This is a genomic window from Porphyromonas bennonis DSM 23058 = JCM 16335, from assembly GCF_000375645.1.
Taxonomy (GTDB): domain Bacteria; phylum Bacteroidota; class Bacteroidia; order Bacteroidales; family Porphyromonadaceae; genus Porphyromonas_A; species Porphyromonas_A bennonis.
Genome location: NZ_AQWR01000006.1, coordinates 38,869 through 60,829, shown reverse-complemented (window position 1 = coordinate 60,829; position 21,961 = coordinate 38,869). Strand labels below are relative to the sequence as shown.

The following is a 21,961-nucleotide window of genomic DNA, read 5'->3' as shown; positions in this document are numbered from 1 at the left end:
CCGGGTCGTCGGGGCTACGCCCCTCGACCCGGGTCTAAAAAGCGGGCACCCCTGTCGGGGTGCTTCGTTCACCACTCTTTACAATGAGTTGAATGATTTCTGTACCACTCAAAAGCGTCAGCCCTGCAGTTGTGACCAGAGGTGACGGTTTGGAAACCTAAAGTGCTGTTTGTCAGAATTCTTCGGGCGCTTAGCTAAACCACTTACATCCATCCCGGGCACGGTGCTTGTGCGTTATTTAGATACAAGTGTATATGTGTCTGGAAGTCAGAATGTAATGATTGGTCAAATCCACTGCCGGTATTAGGCTTATCTATTACCGATAATAGTGTCGACTAATACCGGTAATAGTTTTCTCTAATACCGATATTAGTCTGGGGCGTCACTCGGTGGCCATTGACTGATCCTGGTTGGTGAGCACAAAAAAGGCAGCTGCGAGAGTGATCTCACAGCTGCCTTAGCTAATAAGTCTGCCCATGCGGGCAGAGCTATCTGTTACTCGCCGTAGTAGGGACGGATGTCGACACGACGGGCGTCAGGGTACTGAGCGGCGGTATCCTTGATCGTGTCCTCGCCGGAGGGTACGATGTGGAGGTACTCGTCAGCGATCCCCTTAGTCCGGAGGTAGTCTGCAGCGGCATTCACGCGGCGACCGGAGAGACGATTGTTGTAGCGCATGTTGCCCTCCGGGGAGGCGTAACCTCTGAGCTCTACAGCCATCTTATTCTCCTTGATCCAGCCGGCAACGTTGTCGAGTACGACCTTAGCCTTAGCGTCCAGCCTAGAGCTGTCAAAGGCGTAGAATACCTGACTCAGGAAGTGATCCCAAGAGTCGGCCTTGGCACCCGGTGCGAGTGGGATAGTCTGCTGTCCCTTGGCACCCGGGAGGATGGTGGTGGTCGTCCCTGAGGCGGGAGCAGTGGCACCCTGGGCGGCTCCTCCGGAGAGGAGTGAGGCGAGGTCGCCATTGCCATTACCGAGGAGGTAATTCACCAGAGCAGGGTCGAGCTTGCCGCCATTCTGCTGGGCGAGGAGGATCAGGAGCATCGTCTCGAGACGGTCGATCCGTTGCTCGTAGTCCTTGGTATAGACATTCTTCAGGGCTGACTCAAGGAGCTTATTCTTCAGAGTCTCGACCTTGAAGTCATTGAGGATCTCTGCCTCCTTGAGCTTGCGTTGGGAGTCTGCACGGCCGGCGACGATCATCTTAGTGATGAGCTCCTCCGCCTGCTCGCGTGTGATGGGTAGGATCGCATTGTCCTCCACCTTGTCCCAGTCCTGGATGCCCAGAGCCTCGGCGTAGTCCTCGGAGGAGAGCGCATGGGTCTCAGCCCGCGTCACGTCCACCGTGTCTGCCGGTGCGACCTCTACGGTCTGTGCCAGTGCGGGTGTCGCAGCGGCCATACCGATGGTCAGCAGTAGTGTGGTAGTTATCTTATTCATATCTAAATGGATCTACTCTTATTGATAAAACGTAAAGAGGGGATTTCTTTAGAAGATGAATCGATAGCCAACAGCGATCTGGTTATTCTTGAAAAGACTGCGTGCAGTGTAGTCTACGAACATCTCGCCCTTGGTACCGAGATTGATATTGGTACCGGCAATGATGTTGGTGCCAAACTTGGTACCCAGACCGTGCTGGAAGATACCTACGCCGAGACCTACATAGGGAGTGAAGCGGCTCTTGATGTCAATGTTGTAGACAAAGTTACCTGCGAGATCAAAGGAGGTGCCTCCCTGACGGAAACCAAACATGATCTCCGGTACGAAGTCAAATGCACTGTCGCTGATCTGCATGTAGCCACGCATACCGAGCTCCCAGGAGGTAGACTCACCGAGGTTGAATCCGGTAACGGCAGCGAGACGATTGAGCTTCAGCCAGCCGCCATTAGGGTGGACAGCTGCAGGGCGCTCAGAGGGAGCGACGTCGTAGGAGCCACGAGGAGCGGGCTGCGGAGCATTGTATCCGGTGCCGGGAGCGATGATGGTGGTGGAGGGGGTTACGGTGCTGCCGTTGTTGCGGGCATCGCGCTCGAGGGAGCCGACACGAGCCTGGAGATCCTTGATGGCGCGATCGTCAGAGGTCGTAGTCGTGGTCGAGATCGAAGTAGAGGTGCTGGTGCCCTGAGTGGCGAGGGCGCGGAGGATAACGTCGGTCTCGTCAGCAGTGTAGAGGGAGGCACGCTTGCTCTCCTCCTCGTGGATGCGAGCCATGATGCGATCTACCATCTCCTCAAACTCCTTCTTGGTCATCATCTGACCCTGGAGCTTCTTCACGTCAGAGCGGCTTACCTTAGAGCTTCTGGAGTCGCGGCTCTCGCGGTCCTCACGATCCTGACGGTCACTGCGGAGCTCATTGGTGCGATCATTGTAGGCAACGGTCTCAGTGTCATCCATGAGCTCGCTCTGGAGCACGGGATCACCGAGGTTGATGCGGAGACCGGCGGTGTAGCCGATATTGACAGCGATGTCGTCGGGGGTGCTTACGCTCTCGACCTTCTGATCATTTGCTGTCATCAGGATGGCGTCAGCATTGCCGAAGAGGGCAAACCAGCGAGAGATCGGGATCTCAATGCCTGCACCGAGCATACCGAAGAGGTCCTTGCTCTTGAAGCTCTCCTTAGCCTCCTCCTTGTCCTTAGACTCGATCAGGTTGTTGCGGTCGAGGTAACCGGCACCGAAGCGGAGGTAGGGGACGATACCACGCGGGTAATTGAGACGTGCGATGAAGTTGGCACCGTACATCTTCATATCCTTATTGAAGTCGAAGCTCAGCTTATTGGGCTCCTCAGTAGCCTGGTAGTAGAAGGCACGGAGTCCAACGAGTGACGAGAAGTCGACACCTACGCTACCTCCGAGGAACCACTGGTCGCTCAGGCCGGTCTTGTTGCGGAAGTCGACGTACTGTACGCCGGGCTCGAGGACGAACTTCATACCGCGGAAGCCGTCGCTGAAGAGGCTTGCGTAGCGGTCGCCCAGCTGGTGGGTGCCGGGAGCGGCATTGCCGCCGAGGTAGAAGTCAAAGGAAGCGAGTGCGGACCAGTTGCCGTACTTCTTCTTGTCCAGATCCTTCATATCGCCGTAGTGGTTGATGAAGGAGTTGTTGGCATTCATGTTGAAGCCCAGGTTACGAGCCTCCATGGAGAATGCCATGCGGTCGGTGATGCGGAGCTTAACACCGGCACCGAGGGTGTAGTAGAGCTGCTTGTCCATGACCTTAGCCTCCTCGATGATGGCGTCCTTGTCCTCTACCTTGAAGGGATTGTAGTCGAGGACCTGGACACCGGCACCTGCGGTGAGGTAGGGGGTGACAGCAGCGTTGCCGAGGAGATTGACCTTAGCCTCACCACCTACGCGGGAGATGGTCATGTCCATACCGTCCAGCTTCTTCAGGGCGTCCTCGTTGAGAGGATTCCAGTCCTTGTCCTGGAGGGCGTTCTTGAGATTGATGGACTGCTCGTAATTGGCGCGGATCTCGAAGAACGGACCGAAGCCGAAGCCAACACGGGCTCCGACGAAGGGAGAGTTCTTGAGCGCGATGTTGGAGTTCCACCAGTTGTACGAAGCGTATGGAGATACCATAACGCTAACGTCGCGAACCTGTGCCGTGGCGTTGCTGCCTGCGAAGGCGCCGGCCATAAGACCCGCCAGGGCGAGTACCAGTTTCTTTGATGTCATAAATGTTAAATCTTGAACTGTATAAGTTGTGTATATTGCGTTAAGCTCTTGAGGACGTGACTTCATGTCCTGGCACAAAGGTAATCAAATATTGGATGTATTTAAAATAATCTTTCTTTCCTTCGACAAATAAGTGCCATTTCGTAGTACTCTTGATGGGACTCTAACGGCGCCGCCCCTCCCTGACTACGATCAGGGAGGGGCGGCGATGAGTCTGTGTGGTCAGATCCGGTCGAGGACAGTGTCGATCAGTCCGTCGAGGGTGTCCTTGTAGGAGGTGTTCATGTCCTGCTTCTTGCGCCCGGCGATGATGGTGCAGACGGTGAGGCAGCGGTGCCCCAGGATACTGCCGATACCGGCGAGAGCAGCGCCCTCCATCTCGAAGTTGGTGATCCTGTGCCCGCGGTACTCGAAGTCCATGATCTTGCGATTGAGCTCGGGGTCGAGTGGCTTAGAGCGGACCTTGCGTCCCTGGGGAACGTAGAAGCCGTTGGCAGATATGGTCACCCCGTGGATGATGTCGGTGCCGTCGGTGATCTGGCGGAAGAGACTCTCGTTGTTCCTGACCACGTAGGGCTTGAGACCGGTGAGCTTCCAGTCGAGACCGCTGAGGAGCGCCTCCTCGAAGTCCCTGTCGCATACCTTTGCCTCGTCGGCGTAGAAGTGGAGTACGCCGTCAAATCCGATGGAGTACTCGGAGGCTACGTAAGCGCCGACAGGGTCGTCCTCCTGCAGTCCGCCGGAGGTGCCTACGCGGACGATGGTGAGGCTCTTGTGCTCCGGCTTGACGACTCTCTTCTCGAGGTCGATATTGGCGAGGGCATCGAGCTCATTCATCACGATCTCGATATTGTCGCCTCCGATGCCGTGGGAGAGCGCTGTCACTCTCTTGCCCTTGTAGGTGCCGGTGATGGTGTGAAACTCTCGGCTGCTGACGTCACACTCCCGGCTGTCGAAGCGGGAGGCAATCATGTCTACGCGACCGGGATCGCCACAGACGACTATCTTGTCGGAGAGCTGCTCCGGGCGGAGGTGGAGGTGGAAGATAGATCCATCTTCGTTGACAATCAGCTCGGAGTCGGGTATTCTATTCTCAGTCATAAATATTATAGTGTCTTCTTAGAGTTATCATTCTGTGTGCTCTTCTTGGTCACGTCCTCGGACGGCTTGGTGAGAGGCTTAGCGATATTCTCTCTCATGGAGGTGTCGGCCTGGATGTTGCGCATCTGGTAGTAGTCCATGACGCCCAGGTTGCCATTTCGGAATGCCTCCGCCATCGCCAGAGGCACCTCTGCCTCCGCCTCGATCACGCGAGCACGAGCCTCCTGAGCCTTCGCCTTCATCTCCTGCTCCGTTGCCACTGCCATGGCGCGCCGCTCCTCGGCGTGAGCCTGGGCGATGTTCTTATCCGCCTCTGCCTGATCCATCTGCAGCACGGCACCGATGTTACGTCCGACGTCGATGTCTGCGATGTCGATGGAGAGGATCTCGAAGGCGGTACCGGAGTCAAGTCCCTTCTTAAGCACCAGCTTGGAGATGGAGTCCGGATTCTCTAGGACAGAAGAGTGCGCCTCAGCAGATCCGATGCTGGACACGATGCCCTCCCCGACGCGAGCCAGTACGGTCTCCTCGCCGGCACCACCGACCAGCTGAGAGATATTTGCCCGCACGGTGACGCGAGCCTTGGCGATCAGCTGGATACCGTTCTTGGCCACAGCGGTGACCGGCGGGGTATCGATCACCTTTGGATTCACGCTCATCTGGACCGCCTCAAAGACGTCACGACCGGCTAGGTCGATCGCAGCAGCATCGCTGAAGCTCAGATTGATCCCCGCCTTGTTGGCTGAGACAAGAGCGTGTACCACCTGCTCCACATGCCCTCCGGCGAGGAAGTGAGCCTCGAGCTCGTCCCGAGTCAGCCCGATCCCGGCCTTATGCGCCTCGACCATCGCACGGACGATCACCTGAGGCGGGACGTTTCGTATCCTCATCATGAAGAGCTGGAAGAGGGAGATATTCACTCCCGAAGCTTGGGCGCTCACCCAGAGCATGACGGGGAAGTAGCGGAAGATGACCGCGAGGATGATCAGCGCAATGATCACCACTACGCCCCAGAATATCAGTGTCGGTGTCATATAGATAATGTGTAGATATTGGTTTGTGCTTACTCAGATAATGGTTCTGTGCCCCGCTTATCGAGGCTGACGTAGATCGTATCCTTGTCTACGCGCGACACGTAGATCGGCATATCCTGATCGATAAAGCCCTGCTCTGATGTCGCCTCGAAGATCTTCCCTCCGACCTCCACTGTGCCCTTGAGGGCGAGACGGCTGCGAGCGATGCCGGTAGCGCCGACGGGGACATCCACAGGACGGCGCGCTGATGAGGAGATCTCGCTCGAGAGAGCCACCTTGTGGACCACCTTCTTCCGGCTCATGATGTAGGCGGCTATGCAGAAGAAGACTATCGTGAGGAGAGCAAAGATCACCGCCATGGTGTCGTACCCCCCGCGGATGAGGTAATACTCCGTGCCTGCCACCGTGCCCACTCCCAGCAGACCGGCGAAGCCCACACCCGGGATTAGGAAAACCTCCCCCACGAGGAGCGCTGCCGCCACCATGGCGAGCAGTACAATGATGATGATTAATCCTATCGACATAATATATAAGCGTAAAAATCGTCGTTACTTTGCCTTTCTCTCAAGCCTGATCACCTTATTCCGGAGATCAAAAAGCTCCGCCCGAAGTGCCTCTTCCTGTCTCTCCAGCGTGAGTATCTCTCCCCTGACGGACCGATCGGTCTCGTATCGCTTGCGGAGGGAGGCCAGCCTCATCCGCAAGCCGGAGAGTCCCTCTTGCTTCCGGATGTACTGCTCCAGGAAATGCTGTGCCTCTCTACCTGTCACGCTGCTCCGATCGTAGACGGGTGTCTCCCCGATCCAGAAGAGCGGCTCCCGGATCTCCTCCGGTCGCCTATCCTCCGCTCCTTGAACGGGTGGGGGAAGGGCTATGCCGGACTGCAGGATGCTGTCGCCAAGGAGCCACGATAGCTCCTTCGTCACCTCGTCCTGCCGCGCCGTGCGGTGGGAGAGGGCGTAGAGCGCAAGTACCTCCGGCGCCGATGTGCCTCGGTCGGTAAGTAACCAGTCTACCCCTCGCTCCTCATCCTGAAGTAAGAGCAGATCGCTCGCCATAGTATTATAGGGCGCAGATAGCTGCTGCGGCACCAGCAGGCGTCCCCCCTCACGGTCGTATCTCGATACAAAGAGATCATAGCCGCCCAGAGACTCCGGTCCGCTGTAGGCAAAGCTGATCGTCTCTCCGTCAGCGAGCAGGTAGGGAAAGGCTATCCGACCGCCCTCCAGCCCGAGGATCTCAACCTCTCTCGCACTCTCACTGTCCCAGGAGCCGTCTCCCAGCCGTCCCGTCACCACCAGATGATCATGCCCAAGGGTATCGGAGACCACCTGCCACCGCTCTCGCCCGTCAGCGCTCACGAAGGTGCTGCGGCTGATCTGCCCGACCGACGGTGTCTCGCGGCTCAGATCCGCCAGCAGACCCTCCTCGCTCCCGGTGCGGTGGGCATAGAGCTGCATCCGGACGAGCCCGGCGGAGGTTCGCGCAGCCGCCCTGAGTCTCCTCGTCAGCTCCTCCACCGTCCTCTGCTGCTCGTCGGACGCACGGAGCGACTCTATCCCCCGGAGCTGCGCCGAAGCCTCACTCAGGTCGTAGTGAGCGATGGCTATCTCGGTGAGCAGGGTCCGATTGGTGAGGGTCCTCCGCTTGGCTTTGCTCAGACTCCCGATGTAGCTCTCCATGCCGGAAGTGTTGCCCCGCATCATCTCGCTCCTGAGGCTGTCGATCTGCGCCTCGCCGGTAAGGCTCAGCGTCAGTAGTCCCAGGAGAAGTCCGAGTAGGGCGATTTTGCTATACTGTCTCATCATGATATTCACCATTAGTGGGATAAATATAGCGAAATAATTAATGCTAAAGGTCCCTCATCCTCGCACCTCCTATAGTCCGCCACCGATCAGAGCAGAAGACGTCGCCCTTAACCTCCGAATATATATAGCAAGTCCCCGGCGAGAACTCTCACCGGGGACTTTTACTCTGAGCTTGCAGCAGGAGTTACTGAGGCAGGCGGTACTTCTCCTCGCTATCCTCGTAGAGCATACTGAGGTAGCTCTTGTAGCGAGAGGGGGCGATCCGCCCGTCCCGCACGGCTCTCAGCACCGCACACTTCGGCTCGTGGGTGTGGCTGCAGTCGGCATAGTGGCAGTCCTTGGCGTAGGCAAATAGATCGGGGAAGTAGCCGTCGATGTCCTCCTTGCGGAAGTCAAAGGAGCCGAAGCCCTTGATCCCCGGCGTGTCGATGAGGAAACCGTCCTCCGTCCCCTCGATCGGGTACATCTGAGAGTAGGTGGTGGTGTGGACTCCGAGATTAGTCTGCTCGGAGATCTCGCTGGTCTTACGATTGGCTCCGGGGCAGAGGAGGTTACTGATGGTCGACTTCCCCGCACCGGAGTGCCCCGCCAGCAGTGTCACGCCGTGCGCCACCTCCTGTCGAAGCTCGTCGATGCCGACTCCCTCCCGGGCGGAGATGACGAGACAGCGGTAGCCGATGCTCTCATAGAGCGCCTGCATCCTTGCCATCTCCTCGCTCTCGGCGGGACTGTACCTGTCGATCTTATTGAATACCAGGATCGTCTCCACATCATATGCCTGGGCGGTCGCCAGGAAGCGATCGATGAAAGTGGTCCCGGTGATCGGATAATTGATCGTCACGAGGAGGATTGCCCGGTCGAGGTTGGCCGCCAGGATGTGGGACTGCTTGGAGAGATTGACCGACTTGCGCACAATGTAGTTCCGCCGGTCCGCCACTGCCGTGATCCAGCCGAAGTCTCCATCCTCCGGCCGGGGGATGGTAAAGGTGACAAAGTCTCCTACCGCGATCGGATTGGTCGACTTGATGTCTGCGGTCTTGAAGTGTCCTCGCAGGTGACAGAGATACTCAGCTCCGTCAGCCACGATCGTATAGACATCTCCCTGGCAGCAGGTAACGACTCCTTCCATTGGCACACCGTCGGAGAGTGACCTTAGACGGTCATGATCTCCTTCTCCTTCGCGTTATAGCACTCCTCGATCTGCTTGATGTACTTGTCGTGGAGCTTCTGGACATCGTTCTCTGCATCGCGCTCGACATCCTCGGAGAGTCCGTCATTGAGGAGCTTCTTGAGGTTGTCATTGGCATCGCGGCGGGCGTTGCGGACGCTGATGCGTGCCTCCTCGCACTCGGCCTTGACCTGCTTAGCCAGCTCCTGACGGCGCTCACCGGTGAGCGGTGGGATGGTGATGCGGATGTTCTCGCCGTTGTTGCTCGGCGTGATGCCGAGACTGGAGTCGATGACCGCCTTTTCGATGTCCTTGAGGATCTTCTTCTCCCACGGAGTGATGATCATGGTGCGGGCGTCGGGTACGGTGACTGTGGCGACGTTCTTCAGCGGGGTGAGGTTGCCGTAGTACTCCACACGGATGTCATCGAGGAGCTTAGGATTAGCACGTCCTGCGCGGATCTTGTCGAGACGATCTTGGAGCGAAGTGATGGAGTCGCCCATCATCCTGCCGGCTTTTGTAAGGATCTTGTCTAGTTCTTCCATGGTCTGGATATTTGTCTATTTCGCCTGTGGCGGTTAGTAATGTACTTATTCGGTGACGAGAGTCCCGGTGGTCTCTCCTGAGAGCAGTCTCATGAGGTTGCCGGGCTTGTCCATATTGAATACAACGATCGGCATGCCATTCTCCCGACACATCGCTGTGGCAGTGAGATCCATCACCCTGAGGTTCTGCTCATAGATCTCGTCGTAGGTGATGGTATCGTACTTGGTCGCCGAGGGATCCTTCTCCGGATCAGCGGTGTAGATGCCATCGACGCGGGTCCCCTTGAGCATCGCATCGCACTCCAGCTCCACGGCACGGAGCGAGGCCCCGGTGTCGGTGGTGAAGTAGGGATTGCCGGTGCCACAGGAGCAGATGACGATCTTGCCCTCCCGAAGCGCCGCGATGGCGTCCCACTTATTGTAGAAGCGTCCGACGGGAGCCATCTGGATGGCGGTAAAGACCACCGACTCCAGCCCCACGGTCTCCAGCGCCGCAGAGAGCCCGAGACTATTGATCGTCGTGGCGAGCATACCCATCTGGTCGCCCTTGACGCGATCGACACCCTTGCCGATGCCGGTCAGTCCCCTGAAGATATTGCCCCCGCCGATCACGATGGCGATCTCGGTGCCGGTGGCATCGACCACCTCCTTGATCTCTTGTGCATAGGCACTTAGCTTGTCGGGATCTATGCCGTAGCCCTGCTTCCCCTGGAGGGACTCACCACTGAGCTTGAGTAGTACTCGTCTGTATCTGGACATGTCTGATATTGAGAATGAATTTATCACTGACAAACCTAATCAAAAAAGCTGTATGGACAAGACCTGAGAAACGATATCAAGTGGAGAGAAAGTACCCCTCCCCATCTGGCGCAAATCTAATACCGATATTAATCGAGACTATTACCGGTATTAGTTACGACTAATATCGGTATTAGAAATCACTATTACCGGTATTAGTGAAAGCTCAGTTCGAGGGGGCATTTTGCCATCAGCCTGACGTAGCGGCTGTGATGCCTAAGGAGAGAGCTACTACTCCCCCAGACACGGGAAAAGGCGATTGCCCCGGAGCAGTCTGGAGAGACGCTCCGGGGCAATCGTCGTAAAAGGGGTATGGGAAGCTTACTTCACGAAAGTGAGCTCGCTGATCAGGCTGTCCGCCTTGCCCCACTTGTCCATGTAGTAGAGCATGGCGCGGATGTCGACGCAGATGCAGCGCTGGAGGTTGGGCTCAAACTCGATGTCACCGCTCATCGCCTCCCAATTGCCGTCAAAGGCGAGACCGATCAGGTGTCCCTCGCCATCGAAGACGGGGCTGCCGGAGTTGCCGCCGGTGATGTCGTTATTGGAGATGAAGTCGGTGTGGAGTGCGCCGTCCTCAGCCGCCCAGCGACCATAGGTATTACTGTCCTTGAGCATACTTATGATCTCAGGCTGGACGAAGTAGTCCTGCTTGCCGGTCGCATTCTTCTCCAGCATGCCGACCGACGTGGTGTAGTAGTCGTACCAGCCGGCGTCGTAGGGACGGTACCCGCCGACGGAGCCGTAGCTGAGGCGCATGGTGAAATTGGCATCACTCGGCAGAGCACGATCGGGCCACATCTCCATCTGTCCCTTCATAAAGAGCCTGCGGGCGGCGTAGTAGTCGTAGGTGTAGGGCTGCATCTCGGCGGAGATCTTATTGACCTGCTCCATAATGCTGGAGACCAGCTCCACGGCCGGGTCGGTGGGGAAGGCGGACTTCAGTGCGTCGTAGTTGCGGAGGGCATCCATCATCCGTCCCTTCTCCACCACGACAGAGTTGGCGAAGACATAGTCCGTGTACTTCTCCACATTGCCGCCAAACTTCTCGTCGATCTTGGCGAAGATGGAGGGGAGGTGCTCCGGGGCGACATTCTCCCGGATCACCCTCAGCATCGCCGGCGTGGTCGCCTTGGCGACGACGGGATTGTAGTCCTTGTAGAGCTTGGTGCCGTCAAAGGCTCCCGGATTCTTTCCTGGCAGGACGGTGAGGGCACGGAGCTCAGTGCCTGAGAGCGCCTCGGTGAGGATCGTCAGGTCGTGCTTCATGGGACCGGTCTTCTCAAGGTTTCGCTGTAGTCGCGCAAGCACATCACCATACTCTGCCTGGCGCTTCGGGTCGGCGGCGACCCAGCGGGCAAACTCCTCCTCAATGGCGCGCTTGTCGCTCTCGACGTCGAGCTTCTTAAGCCCGGCATTCATGCCGATCGAGTTTTTCCAGTAATTGGAGGAGCCGAGATACTTGCTGATGTACTGGATATTGATGGCATTGTCCTTTGTCATATACTCACTCCAGATATCCTGCTTGATGCCTCGGACGAGGATGCGCGGCTTGTTGCTATTCTCGATCCGGTCGACGATGCCCCAGGAGGAGAGGTAGCGGTCGGTGGATCCGGGGAAGCCGATAGTCATGGAGTAGTCTCCCTCCTTTACTCCCTTGAGGGAGATCTTGGCGTAGTAGGCGGGCTTGTAGGGGACGTTGTCGGCAGCATAGTCGGCGGGCTTATTGTCCTTGTCGGCGTAGACACGGAAGACGGAGTAGTCGATGGTGTGGCGGGGCCACATCCAGTTGTCGGTGTCGCGACCAAACTTCCCGATCGATGCGGGGGGCGCAAAGGCGAGGCGCACGTCGGTGAAGACGTCGTAGACGATGAGGTAGTACCGATTGCTCTCGTAGAAGGGGATCACCTCCGCCGAGGTGTGCTTGTCCCCGCCGTACTCCTTGGCGATCTGCTCGCAGGAGGAGCGGATAGCGCCATACTTCTTCATCGGATCCGGCTCCTGAGCCGCCGCCTCCATGACGCGGGCGGTGACGTCGACCGTCTCCCGGAGGTACTTCACCTGCAGCCCCTCGATCGGGAGCTCCTCAGAGGTGCGGTGGGCGACGAAGCCATTGGTGATGTAGTCGTGCTCCACGGCGCTGACGCTCTGGATGGAGCCGAAGCCGCAGTGGTAATTGGTGAAGATGAGCCCCATGTCGGAGGCGGTGATGCCGGTGCAGCCGCCGCCAAAGATCACCACCGCATTTGCGATGCCGGGGTCGGTGTTGGAGAAGAACTTGGTTGGGTCGACCTTCAGCCCAAGCTCTTTCATCCGCTCGATATTCTCCTTCTTCAGCTCATTGAGGATCCACATCCCCTTGTCCGCACGGGCGGAGGGGACGAGGAGCAGGAGTGCGAGCAGGCTCAGCAGATACTTTGCTCTTAGTTTCATAGATAGTTGTATGTCTGGTTTTTATTTGTAATTCTTCCTCTCCTCCCCGATGGTGGTTAGGGGGCCGTGTCCCGGGTAGACCTCCGTCTCGTCGGGCAGGGCAAAGAGCACCTCGCGGATCGAGTGCATCAGCTGCGCCTCGTCACCGCCCCAGAGGTCGGTCCTGCCGCAGCCCCCGGCGAAGAGCGTGTCCCCGGTAAAGAGCGCCCCGGCCTCTTGGTCAAAAAAGGAGACGCCACCGGCTGTGTGACCCGGGGTCCGCAGGATTCGCAGCGTCCGCTCCCCATAATGTATCTGCCCCTGCTCTTCGTCGCGGAAGGGGACAAGCTCCACCTCGCGTACTCCCTCGGGAACCTTCAGTGACATGGCGGCAAATTGATCCATCAGGCTCGGCAGGCTGCCGATCTCGTCTGACGATGCCTCGATCTCAAGTCCCCACTTGTCCCGGACAAAGGAGGCGCCCATAACGTGGTCAAAGTGGGCGTGTGTCAGGATGCAGCGGACGGGGCGCAGACCTTTCTTCTCGACGAAAGCGGCCAGCTGCTCCGTCGCGCGGACCGAGCCAAAGCCCGGGTCGATGATGACCGTCTCGAGCGTGTCGTCCCATACGAGGTAGGGGTGCTCAAAGATCTGATTGACGGTAAATGTCTGGAAGTGTAGCATCAGTGTAGGGGTAGGTAAATGATTTTCTTAGTGTCGTAGTACTCGAGCTCGGGGTAGAGGCTCTTGATCTCCACCACCTCAACCGACTTGCGGAAGGGTCGGAGCTCCTCCGTCAGATCGCCACCCTTGAGGGTGATGATCCCATTGGGGAGGGCATTGAGCTGCTCCCTCCGGTCGATCAGGTGACCCGACGTGCGGACGAGATCAGAGAGGTCCATTGCGGCACGGCTGACGATGAAGTGGTAGCGTCCCTGCCACTCCTCGGAGCGGGTATGGACAGCCTCCACGTTCGTCAGGCCGATCGCATCGGCGATGGCCCGGGTGACTCGGATCTTCTTTCCCGTCCCGTCGATCAGGGTGAAGTGACACTCTGGGAAGAGGATCGCCAGCGGTATCCCAGGCAGTCCGCCACCGGTGCCGACATCGATGATCCGCGTCCCGGGACGGAAGGAGGTGTACCGCCCGATCACCATCGAGTGGAGGATGTGGTGCTCGAGGATCTGGTCGATGTCCTTGCGGGAGACGACGTTGATCTTCTCATTCCACTCCTTATACAGATCAGGCAGCCGGCTCAGCCGGTCGAGCTGCTCAGCGGTGAGGGTGGGGAAGTACCGCTCTATAGTGGTCAGGTCGGCGCTCATTCGGTCATCAGTCGCTGCTTGTACTCATCCTTGAGGCAGCCGGCAATATCAGCGTAGGGCAGCGTGAGCTCTATCGGTCCGACGAAGTGGGCGGCGATGTCGTAGGGATTGAAGTAGAAGGTGACGCCCTCAGAGGTGAGGTAAAAGTACTCTCCCATCTTTGCCTCCTCATAGAAGTAGACTCCCTTGTCCGCCAGAGCGTCGGGGCTCTCCACTCCGAAGGACTTCATCAGCGCCGAGAGGAGCAGGTCGTCGACCTTATCCTCAGTGCCGTCTGCAAAGAGCTGATGGACGGTGATCGGGGTATTGTACCTGAGGTCGTAATTGGCGGACCGGATCGAGGAGGCGCCATTGGCTCCGCCGCTGAAGTCGTACTGGCTGATCTTGACGGAGACCAAGTCCGCCTGATTATAAGTAATGGAGTCGGACTTGATCATCTCCTCGGCGAAGAAGGAGAGAAGCGCCGTGGGCGACTCCGCATCGTCTCTCATCAAGGTCTTGGCGCGTGCCAGGTCGGAGATAAAGCCCTCCAGCCCCTGAGCCACCACGCTGTCGAGGTAGCTCTGCATGCTCGTCTGCGCCTCGTAGTCGGGACCCTCCAGGGCGTGACAGGCGATGAGGTAGACCCTGAGCGAGTCTGCGACCACACCCGCATCTCCCTCGGCGGTAGGCTCGAGGAGATCCAGTGAGACGGTGTAGGTCGGGATCGAGAGCGTGGTGTCCTGCCAGGTCCTCGGGGTGAGGGTGTCTGTGTAGGCTCTCTCGACGTGGACCGTCTGCCAGCTGATCTGCTTATTGATCCCCCCATCACCGCCTCTCTTATGACAGCCGGAGAGGAGCAGAATGAGACTGCCCAGCAAGAGGAGTAGGGGAAGTGACTTAGATCGTGTCATGACATATTAATTAGCCAGCTCGGAGATGAATTTTATCCTAATAAGTCTCACCTCATCCTCCTCGTACACCTCCAAGGCAGACATCGCCGTGTCGAGGTCATCCGTGGGGGAGTGGCGGAAGTAGTCGAAGATCTCATCCACATCATCGGAGTCCATGACGTCGTCGATGAAGTAATTGATATTGATCTTAGTGCCGGAGTAGACGATCGACTCGATCTCCGAGAGCAGGTCGCTGAAGTCCATGTTATTGGAGTTTGCGATGTCCTCGAGCGAGACCTTCCGATCGATGTGCTGTACGATGGAGACCTTGAGCTTGGACTTATTGGGTACCGTCCGTATGCGAATGTCCTCCGGCCGCTCGATGTCATTCTCCTCCACGTACTCCTTGATCAGAGCGATGAAGGGGGCACCATACTTCTCAGCCTTGCTCTTGCCGACTCCGGTGATATTCTGCAACTCCTCCATCGACACCGGGTAGACGCTAGCCATATCCTGCAGGCTGGCATCCTGGAAGACGACGTAGGCAGGCACCTTGAGCTCCTTCGCCTTCTTCTTCACCGCATCCTTAAGAATGGAGTAGAGCTCCGGGTCCGCAGCACCACCGCCCCCTGTACCGGCGCCTTTGGAGGCGCGCTCTGCCTCCTCATCCTCATCCTCCTCATCTGAGGGGAGACTGACGAGGAAGGACTTGGGCTTCTTCATGAAGGTCCGTCCCTTAGCAGTGAGGCTCAGTATGCCGTGCCTCTCGATGCTCTTGTCGATGTATCCGTCGATGATCGCCTGACGGATCACCGCATCCAGTAGCTCCTCGTCCTCCCCCTTGAGCGAGCCAAATTCCTCGAGATCATCGTGCTTGTAGTTCTCGATGTCGACCGTCTTCTTACCCAGGAGGAAGTGAATGATGTAGTCGGTCTTAAATTCCTCCTTAAGCACACTCACTGCCTCGAGTATGCTGATCAGTGTCTCTTTTGCTTCCACTCTCTTATGGTGCGCTTTACAGTTATCGCAGTTGTGACAGTTATCTTGCTCGTAAGTCTCTCCGAAGTAATTGAGGAGAAACTTCCGTCGGCATATCGGGCTCTCTGCATAGGACTTCATCTCTTCGAGAAGGAGGGAGCCCACGACCCTCTCGTTATTCGTCTTATTCTTACTATGGAGGAGCTTCGCCATCTTGTCGATGTCGGCATTGCTGTAGTAAGCGATGCAGAGCCCCTCTCCGCCGTCCCGCCCCGCTCGACCGGTCTCCTGGTAGTAGCTCTCCAGGCTCTTCGGGATGTCGTAATGGATCACGAAGCGGACATCCGGCTTGTCGATCCCCATCCCGAAGGCTATCGTCGCCACGATGACATCGATGCTCTCGTTGAGGAACGCATCCTGCGTCTCATCCCGCACCTTGCTCTCGATCCCGGCGTGGTAGGGGAGTGCCTTGATGTCGTTGGCCCTGAGCACCTCGGCGAGGTTCTCCACCTTCTTGCGGCTCATGCAGTAGATGATCCCGCTCTTGTGGTGGTGCTCCTTGATGAAGCGGATGATATCCGGCTCCACCTCGCTGTCCTTCCGTCGGATCTCGTAGTAGAGATTGGACCGATTGAAGGAGCTGCGGAAGACCCTCGCGTCCCTCATCTCGAGCGCCTTCAGGATATCCTGCTGCACCATCGGCGTCGCGGTCGCCGTGAGAGCGATGATAGGACGTCGCTCGATCTGATCGACGATCTCCCGGATGCGGCGGTACTCCGGCCGGAAGTCATGACCCCACTCGCTGATACAGTGCGCCTCGTCCACGGCGTAGAAGGATACAGGTATCGACTTGAGGAACTCCACATTCTCCTCCTTCGTCAGACTCTCCGGAGCGACGAAGAGCATCTTTGTCGCTCCGCTCGCCAGGTCGGCACGCACCTCCTCCAGCTCAGACTTGGTGAGCGAGGAGTTCATGACATGAGCCACGGACGGGTCTGCAGCGCAGCCTCGGATCGCATCCACCTGATTCTTCATCAGAGCGATGAGTGGAGAGATGATGATCGAGGTGCCCTCGCTGATCAGGGCGGGCAGCTGGTAGCAGAGGGACTTGCCTCCGCCGGTCGGCATAAGCACGAAGGTGTCATGACCGGCCAGGATGCTCGCTATGATCTCGGCCTGCTCACCCTTGAAGGTGTCGAAGCCAAAGAAGTGCTTGAGGGTCTTGTGTAGTAAGTCGTCGGACTGTTCCATCTCTTAGGGCAAGGTCGGTGATTTTTATTTACTTCATAAAGGTAGTCAAAAAAAGGCTACCTCTCCAAATATCGGATGATGAAGTGGATAAAAAATCGCAGCCTCTGCTGCTCCGACCTCGCCTAAGCGGTCGCAAATATACGCTTTTGCACCATCTCCCCAAGCCCCCGTCCCGTAATGGTAGAGGAGTGGTTCCCTCAGCGCTCTGAGCCCCCCTCCCTCAGGGATAAATCTATTACCGGTATTAGTGCGCACTAATACCGGTAATAGATTTCACTAATACCGGTAATAGTCGAGAGCCATATTTGGAGGGTGCTTACAGAGCTACTTAAGTGGCTTACTCGAGAATCATCACATCGTGGGGCGGGAGGAGCAGTGTTGTCTCTGATCGGGGGATCACTCGCCCTGAGATGACCTCCCGATCTATCGTCACCCCCTCGGGGAGCGGTAGAGACCGGAGCGCGATATGACGCTCCTGGGAGGTGCCGTTGAGCAGCACCACCACATAGCTGCCATCAAGACTGCGGGTGTAGAGGTAGACGCCGTCCCGAGGACTGTAGTGGCGGAGTTTCCCCCTTGTGACGGTCTTATTGCCTCGCCGCCACGTGAGGAGTCGCCGGGTGTAGGCGAGTGCCTCCTGCTGTGTCGGGGAGAGCCCCTCTCCTCTCAGGACGTCGATGCTGTCGCCCGCCCATCCTCCGGGGAAGTCCTGTCTCAGAGCACCATCCCCCTCACTCTTGTCTGCCGCCATCAGGATCTCGGTACCGTAGTAGAGCTGAGGGATGCCGCGTGTCGTGAGGAGGAAGGCGAGTGCCTGCCGGTATCGGCTGAGGTTGGCTGCATCGGTGCTTTCCTTGCAGAAGCGGGAGGTGTCGTGATTGTCAAGGAAAGTGAGCAGCCTATCCCTATCCTCGTAGACGAAGTCGGCTGAGAGGCACTCGTAGAGGTGGAAGAGTCCGCCGTCCCACGGGGTGGTCTCTTCGTCAAATGCCCTCGTTGTTGCAAGCATAAGGGGGAAGTCCATCACTGTCGGCAGGCGACTGTCCTCCGGGCGGGCGAGACGACTGCCACGCTGCCAGTAGGCTACCTGTGAGGGGAGCATAAACCAGGTCTCCCCCACGATATTGAAGTCCGGATACTCCGCTAAGAGCGAATCGCACCACTTCCCCATCGCCCCCAGATCACCGTAGGGGTGGGTGTCCTGCCGTATTCCATCGATCCCCGCATACTCGATCCAGTAGATGCTACTCTGTGTGAGGTAGGTCATCACGTGGGGGTTGCTGTGGTTAAGGTCCGGCATCGTCTCTACAAACCATCCGTCCGTGGCCTCCTCCCGCTCTCTCTTCGGTGCATTGGGATCCATCTGTGTAGAGGTCTTGAAGGAGGTCTGGTGGTACTGGCTGCCATGATGAAACCAATCCTCTCCAGGCATATCGCGGAAGAGTGGGCTCTCGGAGCCGCAGTGATTGAAGACCATATCCATGATGACCTTTAGCCCTCTCTCGTGTGCCGCCTGCACGAAGTTGCGGAAGTCATCGTTGCTGCCCAGACGGGGATCAATGCGGTAGTAGTCGGTGATTGCATAGCCGTGGTAGGAGCCCTCGCTCATATCGTTCTCCTGGACAGGATTGAGCCAGAGGGCAGTGACGCCGAGGTCGGAGAGGTAGGGAAGACTCTGCTTAAGTCCCTTTAGGTCCCCACCATGTCGGGCAATGCCGTCGCTCCGATCGATCCGGGTCTCTCGCATCCCCTCGATGGTGTCGTTGGTTGGGTCACCATTGGCAAAGCGATCCGGCATGATCAGGTAGAGGACATCCTCAGGGGAGAAACCCTGAGCCTTTGTCTCTTGTCTCTTCCTCTTGAGTAGAGGGTAACTGATGGTACGCTCGTTGCCATCTGCCCCCTGTATCCGTATTCGGAGATCCTGAGGCACGGCATCGCTGAGGTCGAGATAGAGGAGACGGTAGCGAGGATTGGGCGGAGTGACCGTCTCAGTGAGCGTGACGCCGTCGCCCTCCACGGCGAGCGTCGCACCGACCAGCTCGTCTCCGTAGAGGAGGATCTGGAGTGTCGGATCTTTCATCCCCACCCACCACTGCTGCGGGTGGATGGTGAGCCGGCTCTCTGCTCTGAGGAGCGGGCAGGTAAGTAGCAGTAGGAGGAGGGTGATAAGTGGCTTGTGAGTCTGCATAATCATCGGGATAAAAAAAGCTCCCACCGGGAACGTGCCACCGGTGGGAGCAAACCTATCAAAATCTTTCTTACTGTGTGGAGGTTACTTGTCGAGCTTCTGGAAGAAGTAGTTGCAGGTGAGGTCGTTGAAGTAGACGTTGTACTTCCCTGCCTCCTTGGCGGTCACCTTCCAGTTCTCTCCGCCGTCGGCGATGCCGAAGTCGGTGGGGAATTTCTCCTTTTCCTGACCGCCCCAGTTGGTACTCCAGGCAGCATCGGCGCGGAGCTTAAACTCGCCCTCCTTCAGCACGATCTCCCTGCCGATCCAGAGGTGTGGCTCGGTCTTGGATTGCTCGAGGAAGAGGTCGTGATCCCAATCGATGCCGGCGGTGCCGATGATACCGACCTTGCTGAGGGTCGGCTTGGCTGATACATCGATGGGCGTAAAGCTGATGGTCGCCTGAGCGGGATCGAGCTTGCCCCTATTGACGGTCAGGGTGATACGGTAGTACCCGTCAGAAGAGCCGGCGGGGAGCGCAATATTGTCTCCGCCCATATCGAGCTTGCCCTCCTTCATCCCGAGGATGTTATCCCAGCTACCTATGCTGGCCTCCGGGAAGATCTTGAAGGCGGCATCAGCCTTGAGGTACCCGTCGTAGTGGTAGGTGAGGGCGCTATTGTCATCGGCGAAGAAGAGGTGATCGGTATTGTCATTCTTCCAGACAGGAGCGCCGTCTCTGCCGCTGAGGTCCCCCACGATGAAGTAGAGGTCGGGACGGACGGAGGCAAAGAAGGGAGTGATGGTCAGCTCCAGCGGCGCCGAGGTGGTCCTGTAGGTCTCGAGGGCGTGGTCGTTGCCCTTGTCGGCCAGAGGAAGTGCCTCCACCGTAACGGAGACCTTGCCCGGAGTGTCGCCCTCCATCTCCAGCTCGGTGACGAGTCGCTTATTGAGCTGCTGGAGTGGGATAGAGATCTGACGTGCGCCGGCGGGTACCGGAATGTCGATCCGCTTCTCGCTCCCTGAGCGGGAGAGGATGACGGTGTAGGTGGCGGGGATCTTGTCACCATACTTGGCGGCGCTCCAGCTCAGGTCGAGCGTGCCGGTGCTCTCGGGGGTGATCGTCAGCTCTGAGGAGGCGGGCCGATCGAGCACGGCGGGAGACTTGGAGGAGAGGACGGCATCAAAGCTCTCCATCGGATCCTCGGTGCTACATCCCGCCACGAGGGAGAGGATGAGGGCGACGAGAGTCGCAGATGCCAAGTGGTATATTCTATTCATGGTCTGAGTCATTTGCTTTGGGGACGAAGGTTAGGATTGGCGAGCGCATCAGAGGCAGGGATGGGGTAGAGCAGCCTGTCGGCAGTCATCGCTGCACCGGAGGCTTTTCCACCCTTCCACTCCCAGAGATAGCTGCCGGAGGTGAAGAGTCCGAAGCGGATCAGGTCGGTACGACGATGTCCCTCCCAGTAGAGCTCACGCCCGCGCTCGTCGATGATCTGCGATAGCTCGAGGCTACCTGCGGGCGCGATGCCGGCGCGGCTGCGGATCTGATTGAGATAGTCCAGTCCCTTGCCCTTGTCGGCAGCTCCACGTGCAGCACACTCGGCATAGATGAGGTACATCTCAGCGAGACGGAAGAGGGGGAAGTCCATATCGCAGTAGTCGGGATGGCTGCCCGGCTTGCCGTCGCTGGTCACATTGGTGTACTTATAGACGTAGACCCCTTGGTTGAAGTCGTTCAGCTTCTCGATCGTGTCGGTCGCCTTGAGGAGCAGGTTGCGGCTGTCCTCCGGGGTGAAGAGCTTGGCAAAGGTTGGTGTCGCTCTATTACCACCCCACTTGCCATTGGTGCCGATACCGTCGAGGAGCTTTTTCTCCTTAAGCTTATTGAGCATATCATCATTGTAGGAGGCGGAGACGAAGAAGGTGGCACCTGACCAGCTCTGGGCATTTTGCCCATCGGCGGGGACGGCGAGGATGATCTCGTCGGTAAACTTGTCGTTGTCTGCCCCGAAGAGATCCTTATATTTCGGGTGGAGCTTGTAGCCGGCGGTGATCACCTTATCGGCATACTCCGCTGCCTCTGCGTAGTGACCGGTGCCGGTGTAGACCTCGGCATTGAGGTAGACGCGGGCGAGCAGCGCCTGTGCGGCAGCCTGACTGGCACGACCATAGACCTGCTGACCGGCAGGCTTGAGGAGTGGCTCTACCGCCCTAAGCTCCGAGATGATGTAGTCGTAGAGCTCCTTGCGGGCGATCTTCTTAGGAGCGGTCTTCCCGGTCGGGTCCTGCTCGGTGATGAAGGGGACATCGCCGTAGAGATCCATCAGCACCCAGTACTGGAAGGCGCGGACGAAGCGCGCCTCCGCCTTCATCAGCTCCTTCTCCTCTGGCTTAAGGGGTGAGCTGTCCACGTTGGCGAGAAATTCGTTGGCGTACTTGATCTGGATGATGGAGCGGTAGTAGGCTCCGGCGACGAAGCCGGTAGTAGCGTCCCAAGTGCCGTCGCTCAGCCCATTGACTGCCTCATCGTTCCAGGCACACTTGGCTTCGTCCGTTGGGAGCTCCTGGAGGTTGAAGAACGCTCTGGTAAATCCCGTGAATCCATCGTCAATACCGGCGACATCGCCCTCCGTGAGCGCCCAGGCGCCATAGACCTTGGCAAAGGCCTCACGTGTACCCTCCTCGGTGGCAAAGACCTTGGTACCGGTTACGTCATTCGTCGGCATCCGGTCGAGATCACGGACGCAGGAGGCGAGGAGTAGCCCCGTGAGTAGGGTAGAGATGAGTATGGTAGTAGTCTTCATAATCTTTTGCA

The 21,961-nt window shown here is 57.9% G+C and carries 17 protein-coding genes; all 17 read right to left on the bottom strand.

What is annotated here, in order from left to right; all coding sequences use genetic code 11:
• Nucleotides 1-495: 495 nt before the first annotated feature.
• The 17 genes from B088_RS02225 to B088_RS02145 all read right to left on the bottom strand — a co-directional run bounded on the left by B088_RS02225 (nt 496) and on the right by B088_RS02145 (nt 21,950).
• Nucleotides 496-1,443: an OmpA family protein gene (locus B088_RS02225; RefSeq protein WP_018106782.1), complete on the bottom strand. Its 948-nt coding sequence runs from the start codon at nt 1,441-1,443 to the stop codon at nt 496-498.
• A 48-nt stretch (nt 1,444-1,491) separates the two neighbouring features.
• Nucleotides 1,492-3,678 carry an outer membrane beta-barrel protein gene (locus B088_RS02220; RefSeq protein ID WP_025081818.1) on the bottom strand — a complete coding sequence of 729 codons (2,187 nt, stop codon included), beginning with the start codon at nt 3,676-3,678 and terminating at the stop codon, nt 1,492-1,494.
• Between the two features lie 222 nt (nt 3,679-3,900).
• A complete protein-coding gene (locus B088_RS02215) occupies nt 3,901-4,779 on the bottom strand; it encodes a nucleoside phosphorylase (RefSeq protein WP_018106780.1) in 879 nt (292 codons plus the stop codon).
• A gap of 5 nt (nt 4,780-4,784) precedes the next feature.
• On the bottom strand, nt 4,785-5,813 hold the full coding sequence (floA, locus tag B088_RS02210) for a flotillin-like protein FloA (protein WP_018106779.1): 1,029 nt from the start codon (nt 5,811-5,813) through the stop codon (nt 4,785-4,787).
• A gap of 29 nt (nt 5,814-5,842) precedes the next feature.
• Nucleotides 5,843-6,337: an NfeD family protein gene (locus B088_RS02205; protein ID WP_018106778.1), complete on the bottom strand. Its 495-nt coding sequence runs from the start codon at nt 6,335-6,337 to the stop codon at nt 5,843-5,845.
• A gap of 24 nt (nt 6,338-6,361) precedes the next feature.
• A complete protein-coding gene (locus B088_RS02200; RefSeq protein WP_155802252.1) occupies nt 6,362-7,618 on the bottom strand; it encodes a hypothetical protein in 1,257 nt (418 codons plus the stop codon).
• A 187-nt stretch (nt 7,619-7,805) separates the two neighbouring features.
• Nucleotides 7,806-8,750 (bottom strand): ribosome small subunit-dependent GTPase A, encoded by a 945-nt coding sequence (rsgA, locus tag B088_RS02195; RefSeq protein ID WP_018106776.1) that lies wholly within the window; start codon nt 8,748-8,750, stop codon nt 7,806-7,808.
• A 23-nt stretch (nt 8,751-8,773) separates the two neighbouring features.
• A complete protein-coding gene (gene frr, locus B088_RS02190) occupies nt 8,774-9,334 on the bottom strand; it encodes a ribosome recycling factor (protein WP_018106775.1) in 561 nt (186 codons plus the stop codon).
• Nucleotides 9,335-9,379: 45 nt separating this feature from the next.
• Complete coding sequence (gene pyrH / locus B088_RS02185; protein WP_018106774.1) at nt 9,380-10,093, bottom strand: UMP kinase; 714 nt, start codon at nt 10,091-10,093, stop codon at nt 9,380-9,382.
• 360 nt (nt 10,094-10,453) lie between these two features.
• Nucleotides 10,454-12,565 (bottom strand): S46 family peptidase, encoded by a 2,112-nt coding sequence (locus B088_RS02180; RefSeq protein ID WP_018106773.1) that lies wholly within the window; start codon nt 12,563-12,565, stop codon nt 10,454-10,456.
• Nucleotides 12,566-12,586: 21 nt separating this feature from the next.
• Nucleotides 12,587-13,228: an MBL fold metallo-hydrolase gene (locus B088_RS02175; protein WP_018106772.1), complete on the bottom strand. Its 642-nt coding sequence runs from the start codon at nt 13,226-13,228 to the stop codon at nt 12,587-12,589.
• A complete protein-coding gene (rsmG, locus tag B088_RS02170) occupies nt 13,228-13,869 on the bottom strand; it encodes a 16S rRNA (guanine(527)-N(7))-methyltransferase RsmG (RefSeq protein ID WP_018106771.1) in 642 nt (213 codons plus the stop codon). Before rsmG ends, B088_RS02175 begins: the two co-directional genes overlap by 1 nt.
• Entirely contained in the window at nt 13,866-14,762 is an 897-nt protein-coding gene (locus B088_RS02165) for a DUF3298 and DUF4163 domain-containing protein (protein ID WP_018106770.1), read from the bottom strand. Before B088_RS02165 ends, rsmG begins: the two co-directional genes overlap by 4 nt.
• A 6-nt stretch (nt 14,763-14,768) precedes the next feature.
• The gene (recQ, locus tag B088_RS02160) at nt 14,769-16,970 is read right to left on the bottom strand and encodes a DNA helicase RecQ (protein ID WP_018106769.1); all 2,202 of its coding nucleotides are present in this window, start codon (nt 16,968-16,970) and stop codon (nt 14,769-14,771) included.
• 337 nt (nt 16,971-17,307) lie between these two features.
• Nucleotides 17,308-19,161, bottom strand: coding sequence for a glycoside hydrolase family 13 protein (locus tag B088_RS02155; RefSeq protein ID WP_025081813.1), 1,854 nt, complete (start codon nt 19,159-19,161; stop codon nt 17,308-17,310).
• 84 nt (nt 19,162-19,245) lie between these two features.
• Nucleotides 19,246-20,421, bottom strand: a complete 1,176-nt coding sequence (locus B088_RS02150) for a SusE domain-containing protein (protein ID WP_025081812.1) — start codon at nt 20,419-20,421, stop codon at nt 19,246-19,248.
• Nucleotides 20,422-20,429: 8 nt separating this feature from the next.
• The gene (locus B088_RS02145; RefSeq protein ID WP_018106766.1) at nt 20,430-21,950 is read right to left on the bottom strand and encodes a RagB/SusD family nutrient uptake outer membrane protein; all 1,521 of its coding nucleotides are present in this window, start codon (nt 21,948-21,950) and stop codon (nt 20,430-20,432) included.
• Nucleotides 21,951-21,961: the final 11 nt, after the last annotated feature.